Origin of the sequence: Massilia eurypsychrophila (assembly GCF_002760655.1) — a bacterium.
Classification (GTDB): Bacteria; Pseudomonadota; Gammaproteobacteria; order Burkholderiales; family Burkholderiaceae_D; genus JAFCUW01.
Map to the genome: position 1 here is coordinate 1 of NZ_PDOC01000017.1, position 12,372 is coordinate 12,372.

The following is a 12,372-nucleotide window of genomic DNA, read 5'->3' on the forward strand; positions in this document are numbered from 1 at the left end:
GCCACCCCAGCCGCCGACGGCGATGCCGCCGTCACCACCGCCGGCGCCGGCAGCCTTGCCGCTGCCGCCGGCGCCGCCGCGGCCACCGGCGCCGCCATCGCCGCCGCGGCCGGAGCGGGCGTTGCTGGCATTGCCGCCATCACCGCCGTTGCCGCCATAGCCGTCGCCGCCGGCGGCGTCGCCGTTGCTGGCATAGCCGAGGTTGAGTGCGTCGCCGCTGGCGCCGCCGCGGCCGCCGTTGGCGCCTTTGGCCGAGCCGCCGTCGCCGCCTTTGCCGTGCGCCGAGCCGCCGACGCCCCGCCCGCCGTAGCCGTTGCCACCGTCGCCGCCCCGGCTACTACCGGTGTTCGCCGCGACGTTGCCGATATTGCCGGTCTGGTTGCCGCTGACTTCGCCGCTGAGGATGCTGGTAGCCGCCGCTGTCGAGGTGTTGAATGAACTGGTGAAGGTGGCCGTCGCGGTGCCGCCGTGGTTGGCCGCCGCGTTGCCATGGCCCTCGGCGTGGGCGTGACCGCGTGTGGTGGTCTCGGTGTTGGTGTTGGTCTCGGTGTTGGTGCTGCTGTCGGTGCTGGTCAGCGTCAACGTCTCGGTGCTGTTGTCCTGAATCGCTTGCGAGTACTCGTTCGCCTTCGGTCCGTCGCCGCTTTGCTCATTGGTTGCCACCGCCACCTGACCGATCAGGCCATCGGCCTTGGCCCCTGTGGCGTTGTTGGTTGGATTTGCGCTGGCAGTTGCGCTGAAAGCGAGCGCGATTGTCGCCGCCAAGATAGTACGTTTCATATGTAGCCCCTTTGGTGGAAAACATCAGTACAAGAAGAAAGTCGGTCAATTTGCCCGGCGTTTGGTCAGGCATCAGGACTACTGCAAAGAAGGTGCCAGCGCCGAGCTGCCGCGCCAGGCCGTTGAAAACAAAGGCAGAAAGCTGGCGCAGCCGGGCGCGGTGGCCATGGCGGCGGCGCTACCGTACCGTTTCTGCGACGGCTGGGATGCAATGTGCATCGCGGCGACGCACGAACAACGCTGCCGCCACCACGCTTTGCCCATCAATTCAGGCGCGCCGCCTGCTTCTTTGTCGCGCCGCAGCATGTCGCAGCGCCGTGACGGCGACAGGCGCGGCAATGCCAGTCAGGGCAGCGCCCGATCCATCGCCGATACAGTCGGGTTCAGGGCTGAATGCCGTGCTTGGCCAGCAAGCGGTACAGCGTCATGCGCGACACGCCCAGGTCGCGCGCGGCGTGGGTGATGTTGCGTCCGGCGCGTTCGAGGCTGGCGCCGATGGCGGCGCGCTCGGCGGCAATGCGCGACGCGTCGAGGCCGGCGCCGGCGGCTGGCGCGCGGCGTGGCGCCAGTCCGAGGTCGTGTGGCCCGATCAGGCGGCCCTCGGACAGTACCATCGCGCGCCGGGTGCGGTTGATCAGCTCGCGCACATTGCCGGGCCAGTGGTGTGCGCGGATGGCCTCCAGCGCGTCGGGGCCGAACCCTTTCAGGCGCGGCGCCTTTTCGGTGGCAAAGGTGCGAAAGAAGTGCTGCGCCAGCATGTCGAGATCGGCCTTGCGCTCACGCAGCGGCGGCACGTCGATCGGCAACACGTTGAGGCGGTAGTACAGGTCTTCGCGGAACAGGCCGTCTTCCACCGCCTGCTGCAGGTTGACGTGCGAGGCGGCAATGACGCGCACATCGACATCGACCGAGCGGGTCGAGCCGACGCGGTAGATGGTCTTTTCCTGCAGAAAGCGCAACAGGTTCGACTGCAGGTCTTTCGGCAGGTCGGCGATCTCGTCGAGGAACACCGTGCCGCCGCTGGCAGACTCGATCAGGCCGGCCTTGTCCTTGGCCGCGCCAGTAAAGGCGCCGCGGGCGTGGCCGAACAGTTCTGACTGGATCAACGCGGGCGGGATGGCGCCGCAGTTGATCGGCACGAACGGGCCGGCGGCCCGCGCCGATTGCGTGTGCACTGCCTGCGCCGTCAGTTCCTTGCCGCTGCCGCTCTCGCCCCAGATCAGCACGGGAGCGTCGGACTGGGCCACCTTGACAATCTGCGCGCGCAGGCGGGCGATGGCGGCGCTGTCGCCGGTCAGCGCGGCCAGTTCCGGCGCGGCGGCGCCGGACGCTGGCGGCGCGCGCAGCAAGGCAAGACCGTGCAGGTGGCCGAGCGCATGGAACAGGTGCAATGGATCGACGGGGCGGGTGTGGAAGTCGGCCAGGTGGGCCGCCACCAGGGCGCGGCAGGCGGACGCTTCCAGCGCCCGCGGCGCCAGCACGCCGACCCATTCGATGTGCCAGTAGTCGCGAAAAAAGCGTGCGGCCACTTCGGCGCCGTCCGGACCGGGCAGGTCGAGCACCACGCCGACCAGATAGACCGGCGTGCGCAGCGCCCGCGCCGCTTCCCGCCAGCTGCTGACGGTGCGCACATCCCACTCTGCCGCCAGGACGGCCGGCGGCGGCGGCGCGCTCGATGCGCCGAGTTCAATGCAGAGTAGTTTTTTCAGCGACATGGGGGATCCGCGCAATGCCTACCCGTGTCCGATCCCCGAAAGCTGAACTTGGTTCGTGCCGTACCATTGATGCAAGTGGCGGGCCTGGCCGGGATTTGCCGTATCCCGTGCCCGCGCAGGCACGTTGCCCGTTACAAGGTGCCGCCGAATTTCCCGGCCTGGTAGTCGTTGATTGCTTCGACGATTTCTTCGCGCGTGTTCATGACGAACGGGCCATGCGCGACGACCGGCTCGCGCAGCGCTTCTGCATGGCCGAACAGCACCAGGGCTCCCGCCTCGCTGGATATTTCCAGCGAGTCGCCCTCGTCGTTGATCTCGACGAGGTTGAAGGCGGAGGCGAGGTCGCCGCCGACCTCGATGGCGCCGCGCACCACATACAGCAACAGCGTGCGCCCACGCAGTTCGGGCACGCGCAGGCTGCCGCCGGCCTGCAGTTCGATGGTGCTCATGAATACGCCGGTGAGCGAATTGACCGGTCCGCTCCGGCCCTGCCACTGACCGGCCACCAGGTTCAGCGTGACGCGGCCGTCGGCCGACCCGATGGCCGGGATGTCGCCGCGCTGCAAGCCGGTGTAGGCGGGCGCCGTCATCTTCAGGCTGCCCGGCAGGTTGACCCACAGCTGCAGTAATTCGAGCGGGCCGCCGTCCTGCAGGAATTCGGCGGGCGACACCTCGGCGTGCACGATGCCGCGTCCGGCGGTCATCCATTGCACGCCGCCCTCGCGGATGATGCTTTCGTGACCGGCGCTGTCCTTGTGGGTGAGCATGCCTTCAACGATAAAGGTGACGGTCTCGAAGCCACGGTGCGGGTGCGGGCCGAACGGCAGCCCATGGTTGTTGGGCGCATAGACCTGCGGGCCGTGGTGATTCAAAAACAGGAAGGGGTCGAGCTGCGCGAGGTGGGGGTTGGGCAACGGACGCTGGGTCAGCAGGTCGCCGATATCGTCGCGCAACGCGGGGTGCAGCCGCTTGATGGTCTTGTCGCTCATGCCGTGATGCTCCATGCCAGTAGTTTGGTGATGAGCATGACAATACAACACTATCGGGCGCCGTGTCGGCGCGCTGGATGGCTGCGCGTCCGCCTCCATCGTGCCGTAACAATCCCGTTTTGTTTTGTAGGTCCTCGCCTACATCGTGTCGACACATTTTTTGAGTCGCGGTTATCGTCAATGGTGCTCTCCGTCGGGGCGCGCAAGGCGAGGCGCAAATCGATCGGACACCAATGGTTACATGGCCTTGTTGAGTGGAAAGGACCTCGATGACGGCCGGCCAAAGCGCGCAAATCCGCATGCTAGGATTGTGCTCCTCGCCACGTCCGATTCGGTCACCACGCTACGACATGCCTACGCACATTCTCGAAACGACGAAGCCAGATGGCCGCGCGCTGACACCGTACAGTTCTCAGCGGATCGCGCCGGAAGCGCCGGCGCCTGGCCCGTTTTCCGAACCAGCTAGCCTGGAGGGCGCGGCATGAATGGCGCTCCGGATCACCGCGCGGCCGAGGTGGCCGCCAAGCTGGCGCTGGCGCGCGGCTGGCTCGACGACAGTGGCGCTTGCGCCTTGCGGCTGCGCGGCGTCGACTGGTTCGCCTGGATCACCGCAGGTGGCAGCGGCGCCCTGGCGCTGGCCGGCGCGACGGGCATAGCCGAAGTGCTGGTAACTGCCGGCGACGCCTGCATCCTGACCGACGAAGTCGAGGCCGAGCGGCTGCGCACCGAAGAAGTGCCGCCCGGTTTTTCATTCCACGTCACGCCGTGGTCCGACACCGAGTGGCGCGATCAGTTCGTGGCAGGCGCGGCGGAAGGCGCGCCGGTTGTCAGCGACCGTCCCGCCGCCGGAGAACAGCCGTTGCCGCAGCTTGCCCGCCAGCAGCGCCTGCGGCTCTCGCCCGATGAGCAGCAGCGCTACCGGGCGCTTGGCGCCGACGCCGCGCTGGCGATGAGCGAAGCGATGCGCGCCGCTCGGCCCGGCTGGACCGAGTATGCGCTGGCCGGCGAAGGCGCGCGCGCCCTGTGGCGGCGTGGCATCGATCCGGCGCTGGTGATGGCGGCTGGGGCGCGGCGCCTGGCGCACCACCGGCATCCGACGGCGTCGGCCGAACCGCTCGGCGAACGGGCGATGCTGGCATTCGGCGCCCGTCGCCACGGTCTGTACGCCAACCTGACCGGCTTCGTCACCTTCGGCGCGGCGCCCGTTGCGCAGGCCGAGCTGATGACGGTGGAGGCGACCGCGCTGGCCACCTGCGCGCCCGGCAACTCGCTGGCGACCGTCTATCACGCGCTGCTGCAGGCCTACCGGCATGCCGGCCACGACGATGCGTTGCGCGCCGAGCCGCACGGCGGCGTCGCCGGCTACCAGGCGCACGAAGTCGTCGCCACCGCCAGCAGTGCGCTGCAGCTGGAGGCGGGCATGGCCGTGGCGTTCAATCCCGCATTGCAAGGCATCAGGCTGGAAGACACGTTCCTGATCGGCCAGCACGGGCTGGAAAACCTGATGCTCGATCCGGCCTGGCCGGCGGCGCTGGTGCAGGGGCGTAGCCGCCCGCTGTGGCTGGAGGCGGCGTGCTGACGCTGGCGACGTTTTTCGGCGGCCCGCCCGAGGTGCACGCGTCGGCGCCGGGGCGGGTCAACCTGCTCGGCGAGCACACCGACTATAACGACGGCTTCATGCTGCCGGTGGCAACGCCGCAACTGACCGAAGTGGCGATGAGCATCAGCGAGGACGCGCTGTTCCATGTGTATTCGGCCACGCTCGACGAGGGCGTCGAGTACGCCGCCGACGCGCATCCGCCGGCCGGATTTGCCCGCTACATCGACGGCTGCATCCGCTTGATGGAGGCGGCCGGCGTGGCGGTGCCGCCGCTGCGCGTGTATGTCAGCACCGACCTGCCGGTCGGCGCCGGCCTGTCGAGCAGCGCCGCGCTGGAGGTGGCAACGTTGCGGGCGTTGCGCAGTCTGCTCGCGTTCGAGCTCGACGACGTCGCCCTGGCGCGCATTGCCCAGCGCGCCGAGATCGAGTATGCCGAAGTGAACTGCGGCATCATGGACCAGATGGCGGCCAGCCTGGCCGACCAGCGCCACATGCTGTTCATCGACGCCCGCACCCTCGCGTACCGCCTGCAGCCGCTGCCGCCAGGCAGCGAGCTGATCGTCATCGACTCGGGCGTGCCGCGCACCCTCGCGGCCAGCCGCTACAACGAGCGGCGCGCCGAGTGCGAGCAGGCGGCGCGCCTGCTCGGCGTGGCTGCCCTGCGCGACGTCGCCGATCCGGCCGAGGTCGACACGTTGCCGGCGCCGTTGCGCCAGCGCGCGCGCCATGTCGTCGGCGAAAACCTGCGCGTGCTCGAGGCGGCCGCCGGCGTGTCGGCGCCGCGCTTCGGCCAACTGATGGATGCCTCGCACGCCAGCTTGCGCGACGACTACGAAGTATCGATCGACGCGCTCGACGAACTGGCCGCGGCGCTGCGCGCGCTGCCGGACGTCTACGGCGCGCGCCTGACCGGCGCCGGCTTTGGCGGCGCCTGCGTCGCGCTCGGGCGCGAAGGCCGCGCGGCGGTGGCGGCGCATGCGGCGCTGGCGCTCTACAACTCTGCCGGCAGGCAGGGCCGCATCCTGATCCCGCTGCCGGCGCAACTGGAGCCTTCACCATGAATCAATTCGAATATCCGCGGCCCCAGCTGGTGCGCGACCATTGGATCAGCCTGAACGGGCCATGGCGCTTCATGTACGACGACGAGCGCCGCTGCCAGATGCCGACCTGCGTCGACGGCTGGACCCACGAGATCGTGGTGCCGTTCGCACCGGAAACGAAGGCCAGCGGCATCGGCGACACCGGCTTTCATTCGGTCTGCTGGTACCAGCGCGATTTTACGTTGCAGCCGGGCAGCGGACGCACGATCCTGCACTTCGGTGCGATCGACTACAGCGCCCGGGTGTGGGTCAACGATCACCTGGTGGCCGAACACGAAGGCGGCCACACGCCGATCCACGCCGACATCACTGCCGTCATGAACGGCAACGGCGCGCAGGTCGTCACCGTGATGGTCGAGGACGATCCGCACGACCTGGCCAAGCCGCGCGGCAAGCAGGACTGGCTGCTCGAGCCGCACTCGATCTGGTATCCGCGCACCACCGGCATCTGGCAGCCGGTCTGGCTCGAACAGGTGGCTTCGACCTACATCAACGTGCTGCGCTGGACGCCGATTTTCGAAACCTACGAGATCGGCTGCGAAGTGTTCGTCATCGGTGAAATCGAAGAAGACCTGTTTGTCGAAGTGAAAATCTGGCATGGCGACGAGTTGCTGGCGGACGACCACTACAAGCTGCTCGGCCACGAAGCGAACCGCAAGATTGCGCTATCGGACCCTGGCATCGACGATTCGCGCAACGAGCTGCTGTGGAGCCCCGAACGGCCGACCCTGCTCGAAGCCGAGCTCACCTTATATCACGGCAATAAAGTGCTCGATCGCGTGACGTCGTACACGGCGATGCGTTCGGTGGCGATCAACCGCGACCGCTTCATGCTCAACGGTCGCGCCTATCCGTTGCGCCTGGTGCTCGACCAGGGTTACTGGCCGGACAGCCTGATGACGGCGCCGTCCGACGCGGCGCTGCGCCGCGACGTCGAGCTGGCCAAGGCGATGGGCTTTAACGGCGTGCGCAAACACCAGAAGATCGAAGATCCGCGCTACCTGTACTGGGCCGACAAGCTGGGCCTGCTGGTATGGGAAGAAATGCCCTCGCCGTACCGCTTCAGCCCGAAGGCGATCAGCCGCATCGTCAAGGAATGGACCGAGGCGCTCGAGCGCGACTTCAGCCACCCGTGCGTGATTGTTTGGGTGCCGTTCAACGAATCGTGGGGCGTGCCGAACCTGACGTTGACGCAGGCCCACCGCAACGCGGTCGAGGCGCTGTACCACCTGACGCGCACGCTCGACGCCACCCGACCGGTGATCGGCAATGACGGCTGGGAAGCGTCGGCCACCGACATTCTCGGCATTCACGACTACGACTGCGATCCGGACCGGCTGGCCGCCCGCTATGCCGTCAGCGACCCGGTGCGCACCTTGTTCGACCAGCGCCGGCCAGGCGGACGCATCCTGACGCTGGATGGCTTCCCGCACCGCGGCCAGCCAATTGTGCTGACCGAATTTGGCGGCATTGCGTTCGATCCGCAAATTAGCGGCACGGCCACGTGGGGGTATTCGCGCGCCCACACGGCGGAGAGCTTCCTCGAGCTGTACCGCGACCTGCTGTTCGCCGTCAACAACACCTTCATGTTCAGCGGTTTTTGCTACACCCAGTTTGCCGACACGTTCCAGGAAGCGAACGGCTTGCTGTGCGCCGACCGCACGCCGAAGGTGCCGCTCGAGCAGATTTACGCGGCCACCCGCGCCGTCAAATTTCTACACACAGGGGAGGGACCGGGACCCGGCGGCGCCTGAGCCGCCCGGCGGCGGCCGCTGGCCGCGGGTCCCTTGCAGCAAGTCATATTCTTCAGATCACGCGACGCCCGCAAGGGGCGAAAAGGAGCAAGCATGAACACGATCGTCGTTTTTTGTCACCTGCGCTGGGACTTCGTCTACCAACGGCCGCAACAGTTACTGACGCGGCTGGCGCGACATTACCGCATCTTGTTCGTCGAGGAGCCGGTGTTCGACGACGCCGCGCCCTTCATGGAACAGACCAGTCCGGCCCCGAACGTGACCGTCTGCCGCGCCCATACGCCGATCCTGGCCTGCGGCTTCCACGACGATCAGATCCCGCTGCTGCAGCCGCTGCTCGCGGACCTGGTACCGCCCGGCGAGCAACCGATCGCCTGGTTCTACACACCGATGGCGCTGCCGCTGCTGCAACAACTGCAGGCGAGCCTGGTGGTGTACGACTGCATGGATGAACTGGCGGCATTCAAGAATCCGCCGAAGCAATTGCTGCAGCGCGAAAGCGCGCTGCTGAACCTTGCCGACCTGGTGTTCGCCGGCGGCCCCAGCCTGTACGAGGCCAAGCGCGAGCGCCATGCCAATGCCCACTGCTTTCCAAGCAGTGTCGACGTCGGCCATTTCGGCCAGGCGCTGGCGCGCGAGACGAGCCATCCGGCGCAGCAACATATCGCCCATCCGCGGCTCGGCTTCTATGGCGTCATCGATGAACGTTTCGATGCCACGCTGACCGCGGCGCTGGCCGATGCCCACCCGGAGTGGCAGATCGTGCTGGTCGGCCCGGTGCTCAAAGTCGATCCCGGCAGCCTGCCGGGCAGGCCGAACATCCATTACCTGGGCCAGCAGCCGTACCAGGCGCTGCCGCAGCTGCTGGCCGGCTGGGACGTCTGCCTGTTGCCGTTTGCGCTGAACGAGGCGACCCGGTTCATCAGCCCGACCAAGGTGCTGGAATACATGGCCGCTGAATTGCCGAGCGTGAGCACGCCGATAGCCGACGTCGTCGAGCCATATGGCCACGTCGTCGCGATCGCCGACGGCGCCGCCGAATTCATCGCCGCCTGCGAAGCGGCGCTGGCGATGACGCTCGAACAGCGCGAGGCGAAACGGGCATCCATGCGCGCCATTGTCGCCAGCACGTCGTGGGATGTGACGGCCGCGGCCATGCGTGAATTGTTGATCAGCACGGCGCCCCGTCAGGCGCCGGCGCGCTTCCCGGCGCGCGGCGCAAACGGCGCCGACGCCACCGTCGCTGCCGCATCGCCGAAAGTCAATCCCTTGCGCTCCCAGGGTGGCGCGCAAAACGTGCGCACCGTCATCGTCGGCGCCGGGCCGACCGGCCTGTCCGCGGCCTACCACTTGCGCGAAGACGCTGTACTGCTCGACAAGAATGCCAACGTCGGCGGCTGGTGCCGGTCGATCGACGACCACGGCTTTACGTTCGACCACGCCGGCCACATCATGTTCTCGAACGACCAGTACGTCCTCAAGCTGTATCAGACTTTGCTGGGCGATAACTTGCACTGGCAGGACCGTGAAGCCTGGATCTACAGCAAGCAGGTGTACACGCGCTATCCGTTCCAGGGCGCCTTGTACGGCTTGCCTCCGAAGGTGATCAGTGAATGCATCGTCGGCGCCGTTGAAGCGCGCTTCGGCGCGCTCGAATCTGTCGGCGCCGCCGCCGGCACGGCAGCGCCGGTCAAGCCGATCGACGATTGCTGCGCCGACGGCACCGCCTGTGTGGCGAACACGACCGCGAACACGACCGCGAACACGACCGCGATCGCCCCGCGCAAACGCGACACGCAGAACTTCGAGGAATTCATCTACAAGATATGGGGCAAGGGCATCGCCAAGCACTTTGCGATTCCATACAACCGCAAGCTGTGGACGCTGCCGCTGACGGAAATGGAAACCTCGTGGCTGGGCGGGCGCGTGCCGCTGCCCGACCTCGAACAGATCATCGAAGGCGCGCTTGAGCCGGTGGCCAAGCCGATGGGCCCTAACGCGCGTTTCGGCTACCCGCTGCGCGGCGGCTTTCAGGCGCTGATGGAAGGGTTCTTGCCACACATTAAAGGCAAGCTCGAACTGGGCGCGGAGGCGGCGCAACTGCTGCCGCGCGAACATGTGCTGGTGATGGCCGATGGCAGCCGCTACCGTTACGAACACCTGGTCAGCACGATGCCGTTGCCCGAACTGGTCAAACTGGCCGGCGCCGAAGTGCCGGAAGAGGTGCGCGCCGCCGCGCGTGGCCTGCGTCACCTGTCGGTGCGCTGTGTCAATCTCGGCGTGGCGCGCGAGAACCTGACCGACAAGCACTGGATCTACTACCCGGAAGAGACGATATTTCACCGCATCTTTGTGCAAGGAAATGCCAGCCCGCATTGCAACCCGCCAGGCGGCTTCGGATTGACCTGTGAGATTTCGTATTCGCCGTGGAAGCCGCTGCCGGTCGATGGCCAGGCACTGATCGACCGCTGCATCGAAGATTGCATCAACGTCACGATGCTGCGGCCAGACGACAAGATCATCACCGCCAACATGGTCAACATGCCGTATGCCTATGTCGTCTATGACCACGCACGCGCCGCCAATGTGGAACTGGTGAAGGCCTGGCTGGCCCGCTACGACATCATCCTGGCCGGACGCTACAGCGAGTGGGAATACTACAATTCGGACCATGCATTCTTGGCCGGCAAGAAAGCTGCCGAGACCGTACTGGCGCAACGTGCGGACAGGGCGAAGACGGTCGGTTCGGACTGATGTACGGGGGTGCGACCTGGAGATGCCGGTAATAAATGGCCGCCATGGCTCAAGTCCTGGCCGGTCTGTTGGGAAAGGCTGTTCAGCTCGCGCCAGACACAACGCGCGTCGAGTTCGTGTGAGGACGTGACGCATGTAGCGCTAGCGCCGGCATGACTGTCTTGCGCGAGTCGGGAAAAGCCGACAAGGTCAATCACCGCCCAGCCCAGGTTCGACATCAGTGCGCGTTAGCAAAAGCACCATCAGCACCTTGCCCGGCTGGATGACGTCGCCGCGTTCAGCAAAGCTTGGCAGCACGGTGTCGTGCCGTTTCCCGGCATCGCCGTTCGATACGCGGACGGGCATGGCTCATTGCCACTGCGCTGCGCTGTCGGCGAAGGTGGAGGACCCCTGGCATCCTAAGTTTGGCGACGGCTCGATGAACTTGCGCGCATCGCCCGATCTCCGCTTTAGGGCAAGGCCTCAGTAATGCACCTGCCGCGACCCGGGTGACGCGCTGCGGCGGCCGACGCCATGATCGACGCCGGCCGCATGCCACTGGTGGGAAGCAGATGGCGTGGCCTCGCGTCAGTGGGAGATAGCGCCGTCGCTCATGTTGACCCGGTCGCCCATGCGGTAGGTTGGGGGAGTTGCCTGGGTGACGACCAGGGTCGTGCCATCGTCCATGCGTAACGTGACGCGGTACATTCTGTCTTCGCCCATCGACGATGAGCCGGTGGTGCCGGTGCCGCTACCGCCGACTGCACCCGTGCCGCTTTTGGGCACCGCTTCGATTGCCATTACCATGGCGTTTGGCGCCATCGTGCCTGCAGAAGACGAGCCGGTCGACGGAGTCTGTTGCGACTGACCAGCCGCGCTGCCGCTGGCGGTGCCCGCCATGCCGCCTGCGCCGCCTTCGGTGTCCATGGTGCTGGTCGAGCCAGTGGTGCCGGTGCCCGTAGTGGTGCCCGAGCCGCTGCCGCCGCCAGTACCGCCGGCGCCGCTGGTGCCGCCACTGCCGGTGCTGCTGCCGCTGCCCATGCTGCCGCCACTCCCACTGCCGCTGCCCATGCTGCTGTCGCTGCCACTGCCGCTGGTGCCGCTGCCCATGCTGCTGCTGCCGCTGCCACTGCTGCTGGTGCCGCTACCCGTGGCGCCTGAGCCATCATCCGACATCTTTCCGCGCATGGTGCCGCAGCCTGCCAGCGCCAGTGCCAGCAGGCCCGCCAGTACCACGCTCTGTTGTTTTCGATTCATGATCAACTCCTTATATTGGATGTCTTACAGTGGGTGTGTGCGTGACGTGCCGCTTGCCACGAGGGTAAGAGGGGCTAACCGCGCGTACGTTCGGCGGCACCGGGCAGCACATGACGCAAATCAAACGAAGCTTGTCTCGTTCTGGTTGCTGCCACTGTGTTGCGGCCGAAGTCCGATCGACCTGTTGCCAGGCCCCGGACGCACCGCCGCGATTGTTAGTTCTGAACGCTTCCTGCCCCTGTGCCGGTAGTGCTCTTGGCAGTGGTGCTGCCGGCGCCGGCATCACCGGCGCCGGCGGCCGGAGGCGATCCGGCGCTTGGACTTGCGGCCGGGCTGGTGCCGCTGGTATTTCTCCAGGGGAGATAGCTGCACGCCGCCAGCGAGAACGCCAGCAGGCCCAGGATCACGCTTTGTGTACGCTTCATATTCAACTCCTCGATTGTT

Annotated in this window: 10 protein-coding genes and 1 pseudogene; 4 read left to right on the plus strand and 7 right to left on the minus strand. The window is 66.8% G+C overall.

The genetic code is table 11. From position 1 onward, the window contains the following. The 4 genes and pseudogenes from CR105_RS27910 to CR105_RS20790 form a co-directional block, all read right to left on the minus strand. Positions 1-780, minus strand: a pseudogene (locus CR105_RS27910) (hypothetical protein); the annotation flags it as partial. Between the two features lie 78 nt (positions 781-858). After that, positions 859-1,086, minus strand: a complete 228-nt coding sequence (locus CR105_RS20780) for a hypothetical protein (protein ID WP_131021776.1) — start codon at positions 1,084-1,086, stop codon at positions 859-861. 77 nt (positions 1,087-1,163) lie between these two features. Beyond that, entirely contained in the window at positions 1,164-2,495 is a 1,332-nt protein-coding gene (locus tag CR105_RS20785) for a sigma-54 dependent transcriptional regulator (protein WP_099791755.1), read from the minus strand. Between the two features lie 131 nt (positions 2,496-2,626). Continuing rightward, positions 2,627-3,484: a pirin family protein gene (locus CR105_RS20790; RefSeq protein ID WP_099791757.1), complete on the minus strand. Its 858-nt coding sequence runs from the start codon at positions 3,482-3,484 to the stop codon at positions 2,627-2,629. 481 nt (positions 3,485-3,965) lie between these two features. Here CR105_RS20790 and CR105_RS20795 point away from each other — a divergent pair, with 481 nt between their 5' ends. From CR105_RS20795 to CR105_RS20810, 4 genes are all read left to right on the plus strand, one after another. Then, the gene (locus tag CR105_RS20795; protein ID WP_099791759.1) at positions 3,966-5,063 is read left to right on the plus strand and encodes a M24 family metallopeptidase; all 1,098 of its coding nucleotides are present in this window, start codon (positions 3,966-3,968) and stop codon (positions 5,061-5,063) included. Continuing rightward, complete coding sequence (gene galK, locus CR105_RS20800; protein WP_099791761.1) at positions 5,057-6,145, plus strand: galactokinase; 1,089 nt, start codon at positions 5,057-5,059, stop codon at positions 6,143-6,145. The genes CR105_RS20795 and galK overlap by 7 nt, the downstream gene beginning before the upstream one ends. After that, positions 6,142-7,938, plus strand: coding sequence for a glycoside hydrolase family 2 protein (locus tag CR105_RS20805; RefSeq protein ID WP_099791763.1), 1,797 nt, complete (start codon positions 6,142-6,144; stop codon positions 7,936-7,938). The genes galK and CR105_RS20805 overlap by 4 nt, the downstream gene beginning before the upstream one ends. Before the next feature lie 93 nt (positions 7,939-8,031). Beyond that, positions 8,032-10,692 carry an NAD(P)-binding protein gene (locus tag CR105_RS20810; RefSeq protein WP_099791765.1) on the plus strand — a complete coding sequence of 887 codons (2,661 nt, stop codon included), beginning with the start codon at positions 8,032-8,034 and terminating at the stop codon, positions 10,690-10,692. 189 nt (positions 10,693-10,881) lie between these two features. Here CR105_RS20810 and CR105_RS28440 read toward each other — a convergent pair whose 3' ends face one another. The 3 genes from CR105_RS28440 to CR105_RS27915 all read right to left on the minus strand — a co-directional run bounded on the left by CR105_RS28440 (position 10,882) and on the right by CR105_RS27915 (position 12,353). Continuing rightward, positions 10,882-11,037 carry a hypothetical protein gene (locus CR105_RS28440; RefSeq protein WP_180288253.1) on the minus strand — a complete coding sequence of 52 codons (156 nt, stop codon included), beginning with the start codon at positions 11,035-11,037 and terminating at the stop codon, positions 10,882-10,884. Positions 11,038-11,259: 222 nt separating this feature from the next. After that, on the minus strand, positions 11,260-11,928 hold the full coding sequence (locus CR105_RS20815; RefSeq protein WP_099791767.1) for a hypothetical protein: 669 nt from the start codon (positions 11,926-11,928) through the stop codon (positions 11,260-11,262). Between the two features lie 215 nt (positions 11,929-12,143). After that, positions 12,144-12,353 (minus strand): hypothetical protein, encoded by a 210-nt coding sequence (locus tag CR105_RS27915; RefSeq protein ID WP_131021775.1) that lies wholly within the window; start codon positions 12,351-12,353, stop codon positions 12,144-12,146. Positions 12,354-12,372 lie beyond the last annotated feature (19 nt).

Excerpts from the sequence above, each read along its gene's own strand:
- CR105_RS20805 (WP_099791763.1), top strand. The coding sequence starts at position 6,142 with ATGAATCAATTCGAATATCCGCGGCCCCAGCTGGTGCGCGACCATTGG.
- CR105_RS20785 (WP_099791755.1), bottom strand. The coding sequence starts at position 2,495 with ATGTCGCTGAAAAAACTACTCTGCATTGAACTCGGCGCATCGAGCGCG.
- CR105_RS28440 (WP_180288253.1), bottom strand. The coding sequence starts at position 11,037 with ATGCCCGTCCGCGTATCGAACGGCGATGCCGGGAAACGGCACGACACC.
- CR105_RS27915 (WP_131021775.1), bottom strand. The coding sequence starts at position 12,353 with ATGAAGCGTACACAAAGCGTGATCCTGGGCCTGCTGGCGTTCTCGCTG.
- CR105_RS20790 (WP_099791757.1), bottom strand. The coding sequence starts at position 3,484 with ATGAGCGACAAGACCATCAAGCGGCTGCACCCCGCGTTGCGCGACGAT.
- CR105_RS20815 (WP_099791767.1), bottom strand. The coding sequence starts at position 11,928 with ATGAATCGAAAACAACAGAGCGTGGTACTGGCGGGCCTGCTGGCACTG.
- CR105_RS20795 (WP_099791759.1), top strand. The coding sequence starts at position 3,966 with ATGAATGGCGCTCCGGATCACCGCGCGGCCGAGGTGGCCGCCAAGCTG.
- CR105_RS20780 (WP_131021776.1), bottom strand. The coding sequence starts at position 1,086 with ATGCTGCGGCGCGACAAAGAAGCAGGCGGCGCGCCTGAATTGATGGGC.
- CR105_RS20810 (WP_099791765.1), top strand. The coding sequence starts at position 8,032 with ATGAACACGATCGTCGTTTTTTGTCACCTGCGCTGGGACTTCGTCTAC.